The sequence below is a fragment of the Hafnia alvei genome (assembly GCF_964063325.1).
Classification (GTDB): Bacteria; Pseudomonadota; Gammaproteobacteria; order Enterobacterales; family Enterobacteriaceae; genus Hafnia; species Hafnia alvei_B.
On sequence record NZ_OZ061315.1, the window covers coordinates 4839155 to 4859626 of the forward strand.

Annotated in this window: 20 protein-coding genes; all 20 read left to right on the forward strand. The window is 48.7% G+C overall.

The window, feature by feature from the left end:
* Positions 1-14 precede the first annotated feature (14 nt).
* The 20 genes from asnC (at position 15) to phoU (ending at position 20114) form a co-directional block, all read left to right on the forward strand.
* On the forward strand, positions 15-476 hold the full coding sequence (gene asnC, locus AB3Y96_RS22420; RefSeq protein WP_004093884.1) for a transcriptional regulator AsnC: 462 nt from the start codon (positions 15-17) through the stop codon (positions 474-476).
* 90 nt (positions 477-566) lie between these two features.
* Positions 567-1010 (forward strand): FMN-binding protein MioC, encoded by a 444-nt coding sequence (gene mioC, locus AB3Y96_RS22425; RefSeq protein WP_072308131.1) that lies wholly within the window; start codon positions 567-569, stop codon positions 1008-1010.
* A 386-nt stretch (positions 1011-1396) separates the two neighbouring features.
* Positions 1397-3286: a tRNA uridine-5-carboxymethylaminomethyl(34) synthesis enzyme MnmG gene (mnmG, locus tag AB3Y96_RS22430; RefSeq protein ID WP_367300249.1), complete on the forward strand. Its 1890-nt coding sequence runs from the start codon at positions 1397-1399 to the stop codon at positions 3284-3286.
* A 128-nt stretch (positions 3287-3414) separates the two neighbouring features.
* A complete protein-coding gene (gene rsmG / locus AB3Y96_RS22435) occupies positions 3415-4035 on the forward strand; it encodes a 16S rRNA (guanine(527)-N(7))-methyltransferase RsmG (RefSeq protein WP_061553086.1) in 621 nt (206 codons plus the stop codon).
* A 639-nt stretch (positions 4036-4674) separates the two neighbouring features.
* Positions 4675-5055 (forward strand): F0F1 ATP synthase subunit I, encoded by a 381-nt coding sequence (gene atpI, locus AB3Y96_RS22440; protein ID WP_367300250.1) that lies wholly within the window; start codon positions 4675-4677, stop codon positions 5053-5055.
* A 67-nt stretch (positions 5056-5122) separates the two neighbouring features.
* Positions 5123-5902 (forward strand): F0F1 ATP synthase subunit A, encoded by a 780-nt coding sequence (gene atpB, locus AB3Y96_RS22445; protein WP_046459649.1) that lies wholly within the window; start codon positions 5123-5125, stop codon positions 5900-5902.
* A gap of 50 nt (positions 5903-5952) precedes the next feature.
* Complete coding sequence (gene atpE, locus AB3Y96_RS22450; RefSeq protein ID WP_004093904.1) at positions 5953-6192, forward strand: F0F1 ATP synthase subunit C; 240 nt, start codon at positions 5953-5955, stop codon at positions 6190-6192.
* Between the two features lie 65 nt (positions 6193-6257).
* Positions 6258-6728: a F0F1 ATP synthase subunit B gene (atpF, locus tag AB3Y96_RS22455; protein ID WP_072308134.1), complete on the forward strand. Its 471-nt coding sequence runs from the start codon at positions 6258-6260 to the stop codon at positions 6726-6728.
* A 14-nt stretch (positions 6729-6742) separates the two neighbouring features.
* Positions 6743-7276: a F0F1 ATP synthase subunit delta gene (atpH, locus tag AB3Y96_RS22460; RefSeq protein ID WP_025797389.1), complete on the forward strand. Its 534-nt coding sequence runs from the start codon at positions 6743-6745 to the stop codon at positions 7274-7276.
* Between the two features lie 12 nt (positions 7277-7288).
* Positions 7289-8830, forward strand: coding sequence for a F0F1 ATP synthase subunit alpha (gene atpA, locus AB3Y96_RS22465; RefSeq protein WP_072308135.1), 1542 nt, complete (start codon positions 7289-7291; stop codon positions 8828-8830).
* A 69-nt stretch (positions 8831-8899) separates the two neighbouring features.
* Positions 8900-9763: a F0F1 ATP synthase subunit gamma gene (gene atpG / locus AB3Y96_RS22470; RefSeq protein ID WP_025797385.1), complete on the forward strand. Its 864-nt coding sequence runs from the start codon at positions 8900-8902 to the stop codon at positions 9761-9763.
* Positions 9764-9796: 33 nt separating this feature from the next.
* Positions 9797-11179, forward strand: coding sequence for a F0F1 ATP synthase subunit beta (gene atpD, locus AB3Y96_RS22475; RefSeq protein WP_072308136.1), 1383 nt, complete (start codon positions 9797-9799; stop codon positions 11177-11179).
* 20 nt (positions 11180-11199) lie between these two features.
* Entirely contained in the window at positions 11200-11619 is a 420-nt protein-coding gene (locus tag AB3Y96_RS22480) for a F0F1 ATP synthase subunit epsilon (protein WP_004093913.1), read from the forward strand.
* A gap of 272 nt (positions 11620-11891) precedes the next feature.
* The gene (glmU, locus tag AB3Y96_RS22485; protein WP_367300251.1) at positions 11892-13259 is read left to right on the forward strand and encodes a bifunctional UDP-N-acetylglucosamine diphosphorylase/glucosamine-1-phosphate N-acetyltransferase GlmU; all 1368 of its coding nucleotides are present in this window, start codon (positions 11892-11894) and stop codon (positions 13257-13259) included.
* A 230-nt stretch (positions 13260-13489) separates the two neighbouring features.
* Positions 13490-15322 carry a glutamine--fructose-6-phosphate transaminase (isomerizing) gene (glmS, locus tag AB3Y96_RS22490; RefSeq protein WP_072308138.1) on the forward strand — a complete coding sequence of 611 codons (1833 nt, stop codon included), beginning with the start codon at positions 13490-13492 and terminating at the stop codon, positions 15320-15322.
* A gap of 224 nt (positions 15323-15546) precedes the next feature.
* Positions 15547-16584 (forward strand): phosphate ABC transporter substrate-binding protein PstS, encoded by a 1038-nt coding sequence (pstS, locus tag AB3Y96_RS22495; RefSeq protein WP_175421594.1) that lies wholly within the window; start codon positions 15547-15549, stop codon positions 16582-16584.
* 63 nt (positions 16585-16647) lie between these two features.
* On the forward strand, positions 16648-17634 hold the full coding sequence (gene pstC, locus AB3Y96_RS22500) for a phosphate ABC transporter permease PstC (RefSeq protein ID WP_072308140.1): 987 nt from the start codon (positions 16648-16650) through the stop codon (positions 17632-17634).
* Position 17635: 1 nt separating this feature from the next.
* Complete coding sequence (gene pstA / locus AB3Y96_RS22505; protein WP_040045286.1) at positions 17636-18523, forward strand: phosphate ABC transporter permease PstA; 888 nt, start codon at positions 17636-17638, stop codon at positions 18521-18523.
* A 71-nt stretch (positions 18524-18594) separates the two neighbouring features.
* Complete coding sequence (pstB, locus tag AB3Y96_RS22510; protein WP_025797376.1) at positions 18595-19371, forward strand: phosphate ABC transporter ATP-binding protein PstB; 777 nt, start codon at positions 18595-18597, stop codon at positions 19369-19371.
* Between the two features lie 14 nt (positions 19372-19385).
* A complete protein-coding gene (phoU, locus tag AB3Y96_RS22515) occupies positions 19386-20114 on the forward strand; it encodes a phosphate signaling complex protein PhoU (RefSeq protein WP_025797374.1) in 729 nt (242 codons plus the stop codon).
* The last annotated feature ends 358 nt before the right edge of the window (positions 20115-20472 follow it).

Consider the following 20472-nt stretch of genomic DNA (forward strand, 5'->3'; position numbering starts at 1 on the left):
AAAGAGGTGATAAATTGGCAGAAATTTACCAGATCGATAATCTCGATCGCGGCATTCTTAACGCTTTAATGGAAAATGCGCGCACGCCATACGCTGAATTAGCCAAAGTCTTCAACGTGAGTCCAGGCACTATTCATGTTCGCGTAGAGAAAATGAAGCAGGCGGGAATTATTACCGGAGCCTGTATACAGGTGAGCCCAAAGAAGCTGGGTTACGATGTTTGCTGCTTTATAGGCATCATTTTGAAAAGTGCCAAAGACTATCCGTCGGCATTAGCGCGCTTAGAGAGTTTAGAAGAAGTCGTTGAAGCTTATTACACCACCGGGCACTACAGCATCTTTATTAAGGTCATGACACGATCAATTGATGCACTCCAGCATGTACTTATCAACAAGATCCAGACCATCGACGAGATCCAATCCACAGAAACGCTGATCTCCTTACAGAATCCCATCATGCGCGATATTACGCCCTAAGTTATTTTCTTTCATACCCACATTATCCACAGGTAGATCCCAGCCCTTTCCCGGCGTACAATAGCCGCCTTTATAAAGGTTGGGATCATTATGGCTGATATAACTCTCATCAGTGGCAGCACCTTAGGTAGCGCCGAATATGTTGCTGAGCACCTGGCTGAAAAGCTAGAAGAACAGGGCTATTCAGCAGAGATACTGCACGGTCCTGAACTCGATGAAGTTCCCTTGCAAGGTATTTGGCTGGTGGTAACGTCAACGCATGGTGCCGGTGACCTTCCCGATAACCTCCAACCTTTATTCGAACAAATTGAAACTCAGCAACCCGATCTTACTCAGGTTCGCTTTGGTGCTATTGGTCTCGGTAGTAGTGAATACGACACCTTCTGTGGAGGGATCAAAACCGTCGATCGTATATTGATCGCTTTTGGTGCTCAACGGATCGGCGATACGCTGGAGATCGATATTACCAAACACGATATTCCTGAGGATCCCGCTGAGATTTGGCTCACGAAATGGGTCAAAGTTATCAATTAAGCGTACAAATTGTGCGATCGGTATGTGGATAAGTATGCTTAAAAGGGTCTGATAACCGGTAGTTATCCCAATAACAACCGGAGTACGTTTTTCAGCCTGTGTATAAAGTGCCATTTAGATCCCAGCTTATACGGAATGGGATCACCGATCATCCACAACCAATGATCCTCTATAGGATATTGATCTCAATGTCGAAATTAGGCTTATCCACAGAGGATCGCGATCCTAGTAGTAAGATCTAATAAAGAGATCCTTAAATAAAAAGATCTTTTTAATACTTAGTGATTCTCCTACCCGTTTGACCTTCCTCTAAACTTGAGTAGAATCCCCACCCCAAGGCAAAAACGATCGTTCATAGCCTTCCGGTCTTCGCGAGGTGCAGTACCATGTTCTATCCAGATATCTTTGACGTCATCATTATCGGTGGTGGTCATGCAGGCACAGAAGCTGCAATGGCGTCCGCTCGAATGGGGCGACAAACTTTATTATTAACGCATAACATTGATACGCTTGGACAAATGTCTTGTAACCCAGCGATCGGTGGTATCGGAAAGGGACATCTGGTTAAAGAAGTCGATGCGTTAGGCGGCTTAATGGCAACCGCAATTGACCACGGCGGCATTCAGTTTAGGATACTAAACAGCAGCAAAGGACCAGCCGTTAGAGCCACTCGTGCTCAGGCTGACCGTGTTCTGTATCGCCAAGCGGTACGCACTGCGTTGGAAAACCAGCCTAATCTGATGATCTTCCAGCAAGCGGTTGAAGATCTGATTGTCGAGAACGATCGTGTTGTAGGTGCTGTAACCCAAATGGGGTTGAAATTCCGTGGCAAAGCCGTTGTGTTGACCGTCGGAACCTTCCTCGATGGCAAGATCCACATTGGTCTGGAAAATTACAGCGGTGGCCGTGCAGGGGATCCTCCTGCTATCGCCCTTTCTCGTCGTCTACGCGAATTGCCACTGCGCGTTAACCGTTTAAAAACGGGAACACCGCCGCGTATTGATGCCAGAACTATCGATTTCAGCGTATTAGCACCACAGTATGGTGATAATCCATCTCCGGTATTCTCGTTTATGGGGAATGCTTCTCAGCACCCAGAGCAAATGCCGTGTTACATCACGCACACCAACGAACGAACTCATGACGTGATCCGTAATAATTTGGATCGTAGTCCGATGTATGCTGGGATCATTGAAGGGATCGGGCCACGATACTGCCCGTCGATCGAAGACAAAGTTATGCGCTTTGCCGATCGTAATGCTCATCAGATCTTCCTTGAACCTGAAGGACTAACCAGTAACGAAATATATCCAAACGGCATCTCAACCAGTTTGCCATTTGACGTTCAGATGCAAATCGTTCGTTCAATGGAGGGGATGGAAAATGCGCGGATTGTTCGCCCAGGCTATGCCATTGAGTACGATTTCTTCGATCCACGTGATTTGAAACCAACGCTGGAAAGCAAACATATCCAAGGTTTGTTCTTCGCTGGTCAAATCAACGGCACAACCGGCTATGAAGAGGCTGCCGCTCAAGGGCTATTGGCGGGTCTGAATGCGGGACGCTTTGCTAACGAAGATGAAGGTTGGTCACCACGTCGTGATCAGGCGTATCTAGGCGTGCTGGTGGACGACCTGTGTACTTTGGGTACCAAAGAACCGTATCGAATGTTTACCTCACGCGCGGAGTATCGCTTGATGCTGCGTGAAGATAACGCGGATTTACGTTTAACCGCCATCGGCCGTGAACTTGGTTTAGTGGATGATGCTCGTTGGGCCCACTTCAATCAGAAACTTGAAAATATTGAGCGTGAACGCCAGCGCTTACGTGACATTTGGGTTCATCCAAATGCTGAACACGTTGCTCAACTAAATGAAATCCTAAAAGCGCCTCTTTCTCGTGAAGCTAACGGTGAAGATCTACTGCGTCGTCCTGAGATCGATTATGTCAAACTGACGAAACTTGCTCCGTTTGCGCCTGGATTGGAAGATGAAAAAGCGTCCGAACAGGTTGAGATCCAAGTGAAATACGAAGGCTACATTGCTCGTCAGCAGGAAGAAATTGAAAAACACCTGCGTAACGAAAATACGCTTTTGCCGGCTGACTTAGATTATTCGCTGGTTTCTGGGCTGTCTAATGAAGTCATTGCGAAGCTTAACGATCACAAACCAAGCTCAATTGGTCAGGCATCACGTATTTCAGGAATAACGCCTGCTGCCATCTCAATTTTGCTGATTTGGCTGAAAAAGCAGGGCTTACTGCGACGTAGTGCTTAAATCTGTCTAAAACCGCACCGAACAGTGCGGTTTTTTTATTGCTATGCTTCACTCTGTTCCGATTTAACTGCATCATACTGGGCTTGGCCTTTTAAGGCTGATGCCCATGTCTGACCGAGGATTCTTCAGTGCAAAAACAACTCGATACTCTGCTAGCTAAAGCTGGAATTTCGCTAACCGATCAGCAAAAACAACAGCTATTAGGGTATGTTGGTTTGTTGGATAAGTGGAATAAGGCTTATAACCTGACTTCTGTCCGCGATCCTAAAGAGATGTTAGTACGTCATATTCTCGACAGTATCGTGGTTAACCCTTTCCTGAAAGGCGACCGCTTTATTGATGTTGGGACTGGCCCGGGTCTTCCTGGTATCCCGTTGGCCATCGTTCGTCCTGAGTCTCATTTCACACTTCTCGACAGCTTGGGTAAGCGCGTGCGTTTTCTGCGTCAGGTACAGCATGAGCTGAAGCTGACCAACATCGAACCAGTACAAAGTCGAGTTGAAGAGTTCCCCGCTGAGCCACCTTTTGACGGCGTTATTAGCCGCGCATTTGCCTCACTTCAGGATATGATTTCTTGGTGTCATCATTTGCCAAAGGCAGAGACTGGCCGCTTTTATGCGTTGAAAGGGGTTCGCCCTGATGACGAACTGGCGCAGTTACCTTCTGGGATTGAGCTGGTGTCCGTGGAACGGCTACATGTACCGACTCTTGATGGTGAAAGGCATTTGGTTATTCTTAAGGCAAACTAATTTTGTCTTTTGTCAAAAAAAGTTAAAAAAGTTACGGTTGAGAACTAATCATTGAATAGCTAAATAATTAGCCTGATTTGTTTTTAGTTTTTACTTTTTTTTCACAAATTGCGCGATGAAAAGACGATGTTCTTACCGACCGCACTGTCTGTTTAGCAAACAAATTAATTAAATGCGCTATTTTTAGTTGGATTAAAGGTAGAAATAAACAATTAAAGATGTCTGGTTTGTCAATAATATGTTTATTTCTGGTTTGATAAATGAAACCTAAAGTTTTAAATTTTAACTTTATGATTTTAAATAAATTAAAGCGCTCGTTTAGCTAAAACAGAGTAAAGACCACATGGTATATAAGACTTCTCTGTTTTTACTTTTGTGATCTGTGATCGCTCATATATTGTAACGGTGGAATTGTCGGACAAAGTAATGAGATATGATATTCTGACAATTCTTAGCGATTGTCGTAAAAGGTGAAAGTATTTAATTTATTATTCACTTTTTCGCTACTTATCCATTGAATTTGTTGGTGTGCACCGTATAATTTGCTCGTTTTTCTAGCTTGACTCGGCTTCGTAAAGGCAGTTTTATTACGTCACTCAATCAGCATACCCCCAGAGGGGTACGGAGAGAGCAAACGTCATGTCTGTAACGCTTTATAGCGGCAAGGCAGCGCGAAAATTACTGGCTCTGCAGTTACTGACTTTTGTTCTGTTCGGCATCGGCTTTTCGGTTAAAGAGATAAGCTGGGTTTTTTCAGCCGTTCTCGGTGGCTTGTCAGCGTGGTTGCCTAGCGTCGTTTTCATGCTGTTTGCTTTGCGTCATCAAGCTCATACTCCAGCAGGAGGCCGAGTTGCATGGTCTTTTGCTATAGGTGAGGCGTTAAAGGTCGTCAGCACGATTGTTCTTATGATCGTGTCACTGGGGTGGTTTAAGGCGGCGTTATTCCCGCTTGGCCTGACTTATATCGCTGTGTTGGTTGTTCAGATCGTGGCACCAGCAATAATAGGTCGCAATAGCTGATCTGTTGTAAAACGGCCTTAAATTAAAACAGTTACCGTACTTAACTACTTAAAGGGTAAGAGGCATCATGTCTGCAGGAGAAATCTCTACGCCACAAGAGTATATCGGTCACCATCTGACACAGCTTCAGATCGGGACGGGATTCTGGTCGATCAACATTGACTCAATGTTTTTCTCCGTTGTCCTCGGCCTACTCTTCTTGGTTATCTTCCGCAAAGTGGCTAAAAACGCGACTAGCGGTGTTCCGGGTAAATTACAGTGTGCGGTTGAACTGGTTGTCGGCTTCGTCGATAGCAGCGTGCGCGACATGTATCACGGTAAAAGCAAGGTTATTGCCCCTCTGGCTCTAACCGTGTTTGTTTGGGTTTTCCTGATGAACCTGATGGACTTGCTACCAATCGATTTCTTGCCTTACATCGGCGAGCATATCCTTGGTTTACCAGCGCTACGTGTAGTTCCAACGGCTGACGTAAACATTACGTTGTCGATGGCGCTGGGCGTATTTATCCTGATTCTGTTCTACAGCATTAAGATGAAAGGTGTTGGTGGGTTCGTTAAAGAACTGACCATGCAGCCATTCAATCATCCTGTATTTATTCCAATCAACCTTATTCTGGAAGGCGTCAGCCTGTTGTCTAAGCCAGTTTCACTGGGTTTGCGACTGTTCGGTAACATGTATGCCGGCGAGCTGATTTTCATCCTGATTGCCGGTCTGTTGCCGTGGTGGTCACAGTGGGTGCTCAATGTTCCATGGGCTATTTTCCACATCCTGATTATTACGCTGCAAGCCTTTATCTTCATGGTTCTGACGATCGTCTATCTCTCGATGGCGTCTGAAGAGCACTGATATTTTTAATAACACTACTGCGTTTAAACTGAAAGAAACTGGAGACTGTCATGGAAAACCTGAGTATGGATCTGCTGTACATGGCTGCCGCTGTGATGATGGGTTTAGCGGCAATCGGTGCTGCGATCGGTATCGGCATCCTGGGTGGTAAATTCCTGGAAGGCGCTGCACGCCAACCTGACCTGATTCCTCTGCTGCGTACACAGTTCTTTATCGTTATGGGTCTGGTGGATGCTATCCCAATGATCGCTGTTGGTCTGGGTCTGTACGTCATGTTTGCTGTCGCGTAAAAGAGCCTTGGCTCTTCTACCGTAAAGAAACACATACCAATTAACTATTTAAGAGGCATTGTGCTGTGAATCTTAACGCAACAATCCTCGGCCAGGCCATCGCGTTCATTTTGTTCGTGTGGTTCTGCATGAAGTTTGTATGGCCTCCAATTATGGATGCCATCGAGAAGCGTCAAAAAGAAATTGCTGATGGCCTCTCAAGTGCAGAACGTGCGAAGAAAGATTTGGACTTAGCTCAAGCCAATGCGACCGACCAGCTGAAAAAAGCTAAAGCCGACGCTCAGGTGATTATTGAACAAGCGAACAAACGCAAAGCTCAAATCATCGACGAAGCTAAAGTTGAAGCTGAGCAGGAACGTAACAAAATCGTGGCGCAGGCGCAGGCTGAAATCGACGCAGAACGTAAACGCGCTCGTGAAGAGCTGCGTAAGCAAGTTGCTACGTTGGCTATTGCTGGTGCCGAGAAAATTATCGAACGTTCCGTGGATGAAGCTGCTAACAGCGACATCGTTGATAAACTGGTCGCTGAACTGTAAGGAGGGAGGGGCTGATGTCTGAATTTATCACGGTAGCTCGCCCCTACGCCAAAGCAGCTTTTGACTTTGCCGTTGAGCACCAGAACGTAGACCGTTGGCAGCAAATGCTAGCGTTCTGCGCTGAGGTGACCCGCAACGAGAACGTGGCTGAAATGCTTTCTGGTGCATTAGCACCGGAAACATTATCAAACCTGTTCATTGAATTGTGTGGTGATCAGCTCGATGAATCCGGCCAGAACTTTATTAAAGTGATGGCTGAGAACGGACGTTTATTAGTTCTTCCTGAGGTGTTGCAGCAATTTAATACGCTGCGCGATGCGCTGGAGGCCACGGTTGACGTGGAAGTTACTTCAGCAGCAACTTTAAGCGATGAGCAGCTGAATAAAATCAGTGCCGCGATGGAAAAACGTCTGTCACGTAAAGTGAAGCTGAATTGCAAAATTGATAAGTCTGTCATGGCTGGCGTGGTTATTCGCGCTGGCGACCTAGTGATCGACGGCAGTATTCGCAGTCGTCTGGAACGCTTGGCAGACGTCTTGCAGTCTTAAGGGGACTGGAGCATGCAACTGAATTCCACCGAAATCAGCGAACTGATCAAGCAGCGCATTGCTCAGTTCAATGTGGTGAGCGAAGCTCACAACGAAGGTACTATTGTGTCCGTGAGCGACGGTATTATCCGTGTTCATGGTCTGGCGGATGTTATGCAGGGCGAGATGATCGCGCTGCCAGGCAACCGCTACGCTATCGCACTGAACCTAGAGCGCGACTCTGTTGGTGCGGTAGTTATGGGTCCATACGCTGACTTAGCCGAAGGCATGAAAGTTAAGTGTACTGGCCGTATTCTGGAAGTACCGGTTGGTCGTGGCCTGTTGGGCCGCGTGGTTAACACCTTGGGTGAACCTATCGATGGTAAAGGTCCTGTAGACAACGACGGCTTCTCTGCCGTTGAAGCTATCGCACCGGGCGTTATCGAACGTCAATCCGTTGATCAGCCTGTACAGACTGGTTATAAGTCCGTTGATGCCATGATCCCAATCGGTCGTGGTCAGCGTGAACTGGTGATCGGTGACCGTCAGACCGGTAAAACCGCTCTGGCTGTTGACGCCATCATTAACCAGCGTGATTCCGGCATCAAATGTATTTATGTCGCTATCGGTCAGAAAGCTTCGACTATCGCAAACGTGGTTCGCAAACTGGAAGAGCACGGCGCATTGGCTAACACCATTGTTGTTGTTGCATCTGCTTCTGAGTCTGCTGCGCTGCAATATCTGGCTCCGTATGCCGGTTGTGCGATGGGCGAATACTTCCGTGACCGTGGTGAAGACTCGCTCATCATTTATGATGACCTGTCTAAACAAGCGGTTGCTTACCGTCAGATTTCCCTGCTGCTTCGTCGTCCACCAGGTCGTGAAGCATTCCCAGGCGACGTCTTCTACCTCCACTCCCGTTTGCTGGAACGTGCTGCGCGTGTTAACGCCGAGTACGTAGAAGCTTTCACTAAGGGTGAAGTAAAAGGCGCTACCGGTTCACTGACGGCTCTGCCGATCATTGAAACTCAGGCGGGTGACGTTTCTGCGTTCGTTCCGACCAACGTAATTTCGATTACCGATGGTCAGATCTTCTTGGAATCTAACCTGTTTAACGCCGGTATTCGTCCTGCGGTAAACCCGGGTATCTCTGTATCCCGTGTTGGTGGTGCTGCTCAGACCAAGATCATGAAAAAACTGTCCGGTGGTATTCGTACCGCGTTGGCACAGTATCGTGAACTGGCTGCGTTCTCTCAGTTCGCATCCGATCTGGATGATGCAACCCGTAAACAGCTGAACCACGGTCAGAAAGTGACCGAGTTACTGAAACAGAAACAGTATGCACCGATGTCGGTTGCAGAACAGTCTCTGGTTCTGTTTGCAGCTGAACGTGGCTATCTGGAAGACGTTGAACTGGCTAAGATCGGTAGCTTTGAAGCTGCTCTGATGGCTTACGTTGAACGTGAGCACGCTGACCTGATGCAACAAATCAACCAAACTGGTGCTTACAATGACGAGATCGAGGGCAAGCTGAAAGGCATCCTCGATACCTTCAAGGCAACCCAGTCCTGGTAATACCGTTACGGCCTGATGGCTTTCGTTAAAGAATGCTGTCGGGCCGTAAGGTCTTGAGGAGAAGCAGAGATGGCCGGCGCAAAAGAGATACGTAGTAAGATCGCAAGCGTCCAAAACACGCAAAAGATCACTAAAGCGATGGAAATGGTCGCCGCCTCCAAAATGCGTAAAACGCAGGATCGCATGGCGGCCAGCCGTCCTTATGCAGAAACCATGCGCAAAGTGATTGGTCACCTTGCCCTTGGTAATCTGGAATATAAACACCCGTACCTGGAAGAGCGCGATGTTAAGCGCGTTGGGTATCTGGTGGTTTCTACCGACCGTGGTCTGTGTGGTGGCTTGAACATTAACCTGTTCAAAAAACTGCTGACGGATATGAAAAGCTGGAACGAAAAAAGCGTTGAAGTTGATCTTGCGCTGATTGGTTCCAAAGCAGCATCTTTCTTTGGTTCTGTGGGCGGTAATATCGTTGCACAGGTAACCGGTATGGGTGACCACCCTTCCCTTTCTGAATTGATTGGGCCGGTAAAAGTGATGTTGCAGGCTTATGATGAAGGGCGTCTGGACAAACTGTATGTGGTGAGCAACAAGTTCATCAATACCATGTCTCAAGAACCTCAAATCCTTCAGCTGTTGCCGCTGCCACCGTCTGATGATAGCGAGTTGAAGAAGAAATCATGGGATTACCTGTACGAACCCGATCCTAAGGCGCTGCTGGATACCTTGCTGCGTCGTTATGTGGAATCTCAGGTTTATCAGGGCGTCGTGGAAAACCTGGCCAGTGAGCAGGCCGCTCGAATGGTTGCGATGAAAGCCGCAACTGATAACGGCGGTAGCCTGATCAAAGAGCTGCAGTTGGTATACAACAAAGCTCGTCAGGCCAGCATTACCCAAGAGCTCACCGAGATCGTCGGTGGAGCCTCCGCGGTTTAAGCTAGGTTTTACGAATTACGTAGAGGATTCAAGATGGCTACTGGAAAGATTATCCAGGTTATCGGCGCTGTGGTGGACGTCGAGTTCCCGCAAGATGCCGTGCCTAAAGTGTATAACGCACTTGAGGTGAAAGGCGGTGCCACTAAACTGGTACTGGAAGTTCAGCAGCAGCTAGGCGGCGGCGTTGTACGCTGTATCGCTATGGGTACTTCTGACGGTCTGCGTCGCGGACTGGACGTTGTTGACCTGGAGCACCCGATTGAAGTCCCAGTAGGTAAAGCGACCTTAGGCCGCATTATGAACGTACTGGGTGAGCCAATTGATATGAAGGGTGATATCGGCGAAGAAGATCGCTGGGCTATTCACCGTGAAGCTCCAAGCTACGAAGAACTGTCTAACTCGCAAGAACTGCTGGAAACCGGTATCAAGGTAATGGACTTGATTTGTCCGTTCGCTAAGGGCGGTAAAGTCGGTCTGTTCGGTGGTGCGGGTGTTGGTAAAACAGTAAACATGATGGAGCTGATCCGTAACATCGCGATCGAGCACTCAGGTTACTCTGTATTTGCCGGCGTGGGTGAACGTACTCGTGAGGGTAACGACTTCTACCACGAAATGACCGACTCCAACGTATTGGACAAAGTATCACTGGTTTATGGCCAGATGAATGAGCCACCAGGAAACCGTCTGCGCGTTGCGCTGACCGGTCTGACTATGGCTGAGAAGTTCCGTGACGAAGGTCGTGACGTACTGCTGTTCATCGATAACATCTACCGTTATACCTTGGCCGGTACCGAAGTATCTGCACTGCTGGGTCGTATGCCTTCTGCGGTAGGTTATCAGCCAACGCTGGCGGAAGAGATGGGTGTTCTGCAAGAACGTATCACCTCTACCAAAACGGGTTCAATCACCTCTGTTCAGGCCGTTTACGTACCTGCGGATGACTTGACTGACCCATCACCAGCAACCACCTTTGCTCACTTGGATGCAACTGTGGTACTGAGCCGTCAGATCGCTTCTCTGGGTATCTACCCAGCCGTTGACCCGCTGGATTCCACCAGCCGTCAGCTGGATCCACTGGTTGTGGGTCAGGAACACTACGACGTGGCACGTGGCGTGCAGTCTATTCTGCAACGTTATCAGGAACTGAAAGATATCATCGCGATTCTGGGTATGGACGAACTGTCTGAAGAAGACAAATTGGTCGTTGCTCGTGCGCGTAAAATCCAACGTTTCCTGTCACAGCCATTCTTCGTTGCTGAAGTCTTTACCGGTTCTCCGGGCAAGTTCGTCTCGCTGAAAGATACCATTCGTGGTTTCAAAGGCATTCTGGATGGTGATTACGATCATCTGCCAGAGCAGGCGTTCTACATGGTTGGCACCATTGAAGAAGCAGTGGAAAAAGCCAAGAAACTGTAACGCCTTGAGAGGAGGTTGATATGGCTATGACTTACCATCTGGACGTTGTCAGCGCAGAGCAGAAAATGTTTTCTGGGCTGGTACAGAAAATCCAGGTGACAGGTAGTGAAGGTGAGCTAGGGGTTTTCCCTGGTCACGCCCCGCTGCTTACTGCCATTAAGCCTGGCATGGTGCGTATTGTTAAACAGCATGGTGAAGAAGAGTTCATCTACCTGTCCGGCGGTATCCTTGAGGTACAGCCGAGCTCGGTAACCGTGTTGGCAGATACCGCCATTCGTGGTCAAGACCTCGACGAGGCGCGAGCGATGGAATCTAAGCGTAAAGCGGAAGAACACATCAATAACTCGCACGGCGATGTCGACTATGCTCAGGCATCAGCGGAATTGTCCAAAGCGATCGCGAAACTTCGCGTTATCGAATTGACCAAGAAAGCGATGTAAGCAGACTCCAAATAAAAAGCGGCTGAAAAGCCGCTTTTTTTTATTCTGAAAATAAGACTTTCCCCAGAGCAAATCTCGCCTAAACGTTGTGCAATTAACCTATTATTTGTCTCTGTTCGCAGACATATTTTCCCATTCTGCCCGCTGTTATTTATTATGTGTCTATTCCGCAGCCAGCGCGGCTTGCGAAAGTTTTGTGCTGAGAAATATGTAGTAATTCTGTTATCAAACAGGTTTACTTTGCCCATCAATTTGAATGAATCAGGTTGCTTATGTCTAACAGTTCTTTAAGCGTTGTTATTCTTGCCGCAGGCAAGGGTACTCGTATGTATTCCGATCTTCCTAAAGTGCTTCATCCTCTGGCTGGAAAGCCAATGGTTCAGCATGTCATTGATACGGCTTTAAAGTTGGGCGCACAGAACGTGCATCTGGTTTATGGCCACGGTGGAGATCTGCTAAAAGAAAAACTGTCAGACCAACCGCTGAACTGGGTATTACAGGCCGAGCAGCTGGGGACTGGGCATGCGATGCAACAAGCGGCGCCACATTTTTCTGATGATGAAGATGTGCTGATGCTGTATGGCGATGTGCCGCTTATTTCCGGTGAAACGCTGCAACGTCTGTTAGCTGCTAAACCGCAGGGCGGTATTGGTTTGCTGACCGTTAAGCTTGCTAATCCTACTGGCTATGGCCGCATAGTGCGTGAAAACGACAACGTTGTGGGCATCGTTGAACATAAAGATGCCACGGCTGAGCAGCATAAAATCAATGAAATCAACACTGGAATTCTGGTTGCTAGTGGTCGCGATCTAAAACGTTGGCTAGGCAAACTTAACAACAATAATGCTCAGGGTGAATATTACATTACTGACATTATCGCCTTGGCGCATCAGGAAGGTAATCGTATCGAAGCCGTTCATCCTGATCGCTTGAGTGAGGTTGAGGGCGTTAACAACCGTCTGCAGCTGTCTGCTCTGGAGCGTGAATACCAGTCTGAACAGGCACAGAAGCTGTTGTTAGCTGGCGTAATGTTGCTTGATCCTGCCCGTTTCGATCTGCGCGGTGAACTGATCCACGGTCGCGACATCTCCATTGATACCAACGTGATTATCGAAGGTACCGTTAAGCTGGGTGATCGCGTACGTATCGGTACCGGCTGTGTGCTGAAAGACTGCGTTATCGGTGATGATTGCGAAATTAGCCCTTATACCGTGATTGAAAACTCCACTTTAGCGACGGAATGTACCGTGGGGCCATTCGCTCGCCTGCGTCCAGGCGCTGATTTGGCTGAGAAGGCGCATGTTGGCAATTTTGTTGAGATGAAGAAAGCGCGCTTGGGTAAAGGCTCCAAAGCAGGACACCTTTCCTATTTGGGCGATGCGGAAATTGGCGATAACGTGAACATTGGTGCGGGTACGATTACCTGTAACTACGATGGCGCAAATAAATTTAAGACAATTATCGGCGACGATGTGTTTGTGGGGTCCGATACTCAACTGGTGGCTCCTGTCACCATTGGCAACGGTGTCACTATTGCTGCGGGCACAACCGTAACGAAAAACGTGGCGGAAAACGAGCTGGTTTTAAGCCGCGTTAAGCAAACGCATATCCAAGGCTGGAAGCGTCCGGTAAAGAAATAGTCGCCGAATAAGATAGGTTATCCCCGTTAAACACGGTTGATGATTACAACGGTAATCTATTTTGCACTGTGTCTTGTTTACCAAGGCACAGAACAAAATAAGCAGTAAAAAATAATATCCCCACAGGGGAATCGCCCCAATCTCTACAGGCTCGGGGCACCAAATCAGATCGTACGGACATCGACAGAACAGCAAACGAAATGCTGTTCTTGTTATAGGAATCAAACACTATGTGTGGAATTGTTGGCGCAGTTGCGCAGCGTGATATTGCAGAAATCCTGTTAGAAGGTCTGCGTCGTTTAGAATACCGTGGTTATGATTCTGCGGGTCTGGCGGTCGTTGATCATCAGGGGCATATGCAGCGTATCCGCCGCGTCGGAAAGGTGCAGGCTCTCAGTGATGCCGTAGCGGAAAGCCCAATGACCGGGGGAACCGGTATTGCGCATACTCGCTGGGCAACGCACGGTGAACCTACCGAGCACAATGCGCACCCGCATGTTTCTGAACATATTGCCGTGGTACACAACGGTATTATCGAAAACTACGAATCCCTGCGTGCGTTGTTGATTGAGCGTGGCTATCACTTTACGTCTGAAACCGACACCGAAGTGATCGCGCATCTCACCCATTGGGAGCAGCAGCAGGCTGGTGGTTCTCTATTAGAAGTGGTTCAACGCGTTATTCCACAGCTGCGTGGCGCTTACGGCACCGTAGTGATGGATGCACGCCATCCAGATGTGCTGGTCACCGCCCGCTCAGGTAGTCCGCTGGTGATTGGTTGCGGGATGGGAGAAAACTTTATTGCCTCCGATCAGCTGGCACTGCTGCCTGTTACTCGCCGCTTCATCTTTTTGGAAGAGGGCGATATAGCCGAAGTGACGCGCCGTACGGTGAAGATCTTTGATAAAGAAGGCAATGCTGTTGAACGCGCAGAAATTGAATCCAACGTGCAATATGACGCGGGTGACAAAGGTGCATACCGCCACTACATGCAAAAAGAGATCTACGAGCAGCCGTTAGCCATCAAAAATACCCTCGAGGGGCGTTTTAGCCACGGTAAAGTTGATCTGAGCGAACTCGGCGAGAAAGCTGATGCGCTGCTGGCGAAGGTGGAGCACATCCAGATTATCGCCTGTGGCACGTCATACCACTCGGGTATGGTGGCGCGCTATTGGTTTGAATCTCTGGCCGGTGTGCCTTGCGACGTGGAGATTGCTTCTGAATTCCGCTATCGCAAGTCTGCGGTACGTAAAAACAGCCTGATTATTACGTTATCTCAGTCGGGTGAAACTGCGGATACGTTAGCGGCTTTACGTCTGTCTAAAGAGATTGGCTATTTAGGCTCGTTGGCTATCTGTAACGTAGCGAGCTCGTCGCTGGTGCGTGAATCTGATTTGGCTCTGATGACCAAAGCAGGAACGGAAATCGGCGTAGCATCAACCAAAGCGTTTACCACTCAGTTAACCGTTTTGCTGATGCTGGTGGCGCGTATTGGTCGCCTGCATGCGATGCCTGAACAGGTTGAACACGATATCGTTCACGCCCTGCAAGCTCTGCCTGCGCGTATTGAGCAGATGTTATCAATGGATCAAGGCATTGAAGAATTAGCCGAAGATTTCATGGATAAACAGCATGCGTTGTTCCTTGGCCGTGGCGATCAGTACCCAATTGCAATGGAAGGTGCTCTGAAGCTTAAAGAGATCTCCTATATCCACGCAGAAGCCTATGCGGCAGGTGAACTCAAACACGGACCACTGGCGCTGATTGATGCCGATATGCCGGTGGTTGTGATTGCGCCAAACAACGAACTGTTGGAAAAATTAAAATCCAATATTGAAGAAGTTCGCGCGCGCGGCGGTTTACTGTATGTCTTCGCTGATAAAGACGCAGGCTTCACCGATAGCGAAGGTATGCGCATTATTTCTCTGCCGCACGTAGAAGAGGTGATTGCGCCAATCTTCTATACCGTTCCGCTTCAGCTGCTTTCGTATCACGTGGCGCTGATCAAAGGTACTGATGTCGATCAGCCGCGAAATCTGGCTAAATCGGTAACCGTTGAGTAAACCTGTCTCTAAGCCCCGTTCGCGGGGCTTTTTCATTTTTCCCCGCCAACAAACATTTCATCTGTAATAAAACTGTCATATTCCATACATTTTACTGTCATCAAACTGCCTTATTTTCCCTCCTGCACCATACTTAAACTTGATTGTTCACACTGATGCTGATGAATAACACTCCCCGTGGAGGGAATATGAAGCCGATGCGTTCCTTGGTTGTCACTAAAAAAATGGTTACCTCTAAGACTGTTGCTGCCATTGTTGCTGCAACTTGCTCTCTGACTACAATGTCTGCATTTGCCGCGACCAGCTTGACCGGTGCCGGTGCGACTTTCCCCGCGCCTGTTTATGCTAAGTGGGCAGATACCTATCAGAAAGAAACCGGTAACAAAGTTAACTATCAAGGTATTGGTTCTTCCGGCGGCGTTAAGCAAATTATTGCTAACACCGTTGATTTCGGTGCTTCTGATGCGCCTCTTACCGATGAAAAACTGGCCGCAGACGGTCTGTTCCAGTTCCCAACCGTTATCGGTGGTGTGGTGCTGGCGGTCAATATTCCGGGTTTGAAATCTGGCGAACTGACGCTGGATGGCAAAACTCTGGGTGATATCTATCTGGGTAACATCAAAAAATGGAATGACCCAGCGATCACTAAATTAAATCCAGGCTTAAAACTGCCCGATACCAACATTGCCGTGGTTCGCCGCGCTGATGGCTCTGGTACTTCTTATGTCTTCACCAACTATCTGGCGAAAGTGAACCCAGATTGGAAATCTAAAGTTGGCGCAGGATCTACCGTTAATTGGCCAACCGGTTTGGGCGGCAAGGGTAACGACGGCGTAGCCGCGTTTATCCAGCGTCTGCCAGGTTCCATTGGCTATGTTGAGTATGCTTACGTTAAGCAAAGCAAGCTGGCTTATACCAAGCTGATCTCTGCTGATGGCGACGCTGTTCTGCCAACGGAAGAGAGCTTTAGCAACGCTGCTAAAGGCGCTGACTGGAGCAAATCCTTCGCCCAAGACCTGACCAACCAGAAAGGCGCTAATGCATGGCCTATCAGCTCCACCACCTTCATTCTGGTGCATAAAGATCAGCAGAAACCAGAGCAGGGTGCTGCGGTACTGAAATTCTTTGACTGGGCCTATAAAAATGGCGGCAAAGAAGCCAGCGCTTTGGACTATGCACCACTGCCTAACGCTGTCGTTGAGCAGATCCGTGCAGCATGGAAGACCAACGTAAAAGATAGTTCAGGTAAAGCGCTGTACTAATGTTTCATCCGCTTCCAGAGCTGATGCTTTGGAAGCGGAACACTAGTTTAAGAAGAGAATCACATGGCTGAACATCCGTTACCTAAGCCTTCGTTGCCCAAGAAAGAATCAAAAATAAAACCACCGAGTAAAAACGGTGACGTTATCTTTGGTGCTCTAGTCAAACTAGCAGCGCTGATTACTCTATTGTTGCTGGGCGGCATTATTGTTTCGCTGTTTATCGCGTCGCTGCCGAGCATCCAGAAGTTTGGCTTCGCCTTCCTGTGGTCCAAAGAGTGGGACGCACCAGCGGAGCAGTTCGGTGCCTTAGTACCCATTTACGGCACGATCGTCACCTCAATCATTGCCTTAGTGATTGCCGTACCGGTGAGTTTTGGGATCGCGTTGTTCCTCACTGAACTCGCACCAACTTGGCTGCGCCGCCCGCTGGGTGTTGCGATTGAACTGTTGGCCGCTATTCCGAGCATTGTTTATGGCATGTGGGGGCTGTTTGTTTTTGCTCCGCTGTTTGCCGAATATTTCCAAACGCCGGTGGGCGATGTGCTTTCCGGTATTCCGATTGTGGGTGACCTATTTGCTGGCCCTGCGTTTGGTATCGGTATTTTGGCAGCCGGTGTGATTCTTGCCATCATGATCATTCCTTATATTGCCGCCGTAATGCGTGACGTGTTTGAGCAAACGCCGGTGATGATGAAAGAATCCGCCTACGGCATTGGCTGTACGACGTGGGAAGTGATGAGCCGCATCGTTCTGCCATTTACCAAAAATGGAGTGATTGGCGGCATCATGCTGGGCTTAGGGCGTGCGCTGGGCGAAACCATGGCGGTAACCTTCGTTATTGGTAATACCTACCAGCTCGACAGCGCTTCGCTGTTTATGCCGGGGAACAGTATTACTTCTGCTTTGGCGAACGAGTTTGCTGAGGCTGAGTCAGGACTACATACGGCGGCGTTGATGGAATTAGGCCTGATCCTGTTTGTTATCACGTTCATTGTGTTGGCGTTGTCCAAGCTGATGATTTTACGTCTTGATAAGAATGAGGGACGTTAAGATGGCGATGATTGATATGAATGACGCTCAGGCTTTAGCCAGTTCACGCCGAAAAATGCAGGCATGGCGTCGTCAGAAAAACCGCATTGCGCTGTTTTTGTCGATGGTTACGATGGCCTTTGGGCTGTTCTGGCTAGTGTGGATTTTATTTTCGACGATCACGAAAGGCGTTGATGGCATGTCCATCGCGCTGTTTACCGAAATGACGCCCCCGCCAAACAGTGAGGGCGGTGGTTTGGCTAACGCCATTGCCGGTTCTGGCTTGCTAATCCTGTGGGCTACGGTGATTGGTACTCCGCTAGGCATTATGGCTGGTATCTATTTAGCCGAGTATGGCCGCAAAGGATGGTTGGCGAATTTTATCCGCTTTATTAATGACATCTTGCTCTCTGCGCCGTCTATTGTGGTTGGGCTGTTTGTTTACACCATCGTTGTTGCCAAGGTGCAGCATTTCTCCGGGTGGGCGGGTGTGATTGCGCTAGCGCTGTTGCAGATCCCTATCGTTATTCGTACCACCGAAAACATGCTGAAACTGGTACCTGATAGCCTGCGTGAAGCGGCCTATGCGCTGGGAACACCAAAATGGAAGATGATCTCTGCCATCACGTTAAAAGCATCGGTTTCCGGCATTATCACCGGCGTGCTGTTGGCGATTGCGCGTATTGCCGGTGAAACCGCACCGCTGCTGTTTACATCGCTCTCCAACCAGTTTTGGAGCACCGATATGTCGCAGCCGATTGCCAACCTCCCGGTCACCATATTTAAGTTTGCAATGAGCCCGTTCGCCGAATGGCAAGAGCTGGCTTGGGCTGGGGTGTTACTGATAACCCTATGTGTTCTGCTGCTGAACATTCTGGCGCGCGTCGTTTTTGCTCAGAAGAAGCGCTAAGAAAAGCATTAATTATTGCAGGCGTTGCTTATCTCTAAGAAAAGCAGCGTCGTGAAAAAGAGAGATTAGAGATGAGTATTGTTACAGACACGACCAACAGCAAAATCCAGGTTCGCGATCTTAACTTCTACTACGGCAAGTTCCACGCGCTGAAGAATATTTCGCTGGATATCGAAAAGAACAAGGTGACGGCGTTTATCGGCCCGTCAGGCTGTGGTAAGTCCACATTGCTGCGTACCTTTAACAAAATGTTCCAGCTCTATCCTGAGCAGCGCGCAGAGGGTGAAATCCTGCTCGATGGGCACAATATTCTGACTGATAACTCAGATATCGCCCTGCTGCGTGCCAAAGTGGGTATGGTATTCCAAAAGCCAACGCCTTTCCCGATGTCAATTTATGACAACATTGCTTTTGGTGTGCGTTTGTTTGAAAAGCTGTCGCGTGCCGAGATGGATGAGCGCGTTCAGTGGGCATTAACCAAAGCGGCGCTGTGGAACGAATCAAAAGATAAGCTTCATCAGAGCGGTTACAGCCTATCTGGTGGACAGCAGCAGCGTTTGTGTATTGCGCGTGGAATCGCTATTCGGCCTGAGGTTTTATTGCTCGATGAGCCTTGTTCTGCGCTGGATCCGATTTCCACCAGCAAGATTGAAGAGCTGATCACCGAACTGAAAGAAGACTACACGGTGGTGATCGTAACGCATAACATGCAGCAGGCTGCCCGTTGTTCAGACCATACCGCGTTTATGTATCTGGGCGAACTGATTGAATTTAGCGATACCGACACCCTGTTTACTTCTCCGGCGCAGAAGCAAACGGAAGATTACATTACTGGCCGTTACGGCTGATTACGGGACTTATCATGGATAATTTAAACCTAAACAAACATATTTCCGGTCAGTTTAACGCCGAGCTGGAGCACATCCGTACTCAGGTGATGACCATGGGTGGGATGGTTGAGCAGCAGCTTTCAGACGCGATTACCGCCATGCACAACCAAGACGGCGAGCTGGCTAAACGCGTTATTGAAGGCGATAAAAAAGTTAACATGATGGAAGTGGCGATCGATGAGGCCTGTGTGAAGATCATCGCTAAGCGCCAGCCCACTGCCAGTGACTTACGTTTGGTTATGGCGATCATCAAAACGATCTCCGAATTAGAACGTATTGGCGACGTAGCCGATAAAATCTGCCGTACGGCGTTAGAGAAATTCTCTCATCAACATCAACCGCTGTTGGTTAGCCTAGAGTCTCTGGGCCGCCATACTGTACAGATGCTGCATGACGTGCTGGATGCGTTCGCCCGCATGGATCTGGACGAAGCAGTACGTATTTATCGTGAAGATAAAAAAGTCGACCAGGAATATGAAGGCATTGTGCGTCAGCTGATGACCTACATGATGGAAGATACGCGCACCATTCCAAGCGTTCTCACCGCGCTGTTCTGTGCGCGCTCCATCGAGCGTATTGGTGACCGCTGTCAGAATATCTGTGAGTTTATTTTCTACTTCGTTAAAGGGCAGGATTTCCGCCACCTTGGCGGTGATGAGTTGGATCAGCTGTTGGCGAAGGATGGGAATAAGCCGACGTGATGTAAGTGAGTGTGTAGATCGTACATATAAATGCGGTATATGGTTTCGTTCGCCATTCTATAAGTAAGTTTCCATGAAACCACTGTTGTAGGCGAACGAGTTGGGTGCGCCAGCGCGCGCACCCAACACCCGCGCGCTCTTATCCAAGATGCCATTTCCGCTCCGGTTTGGTATCGCCCATTCAGGGCGCCCCAAACTCCGCCGGTACATCCCTGTACCGGCGGCTCTCCCTACCAAAACTTAAACAATATAAAAGATAGGCAGGCAAAAATGTCTTTGTCTTGTTAGATGAAATGCATTTTAGAGCCGCCAGCAGGGATGCTGGTGGCAGGTCGAGGGCGTACAGGATGTGCGCTCT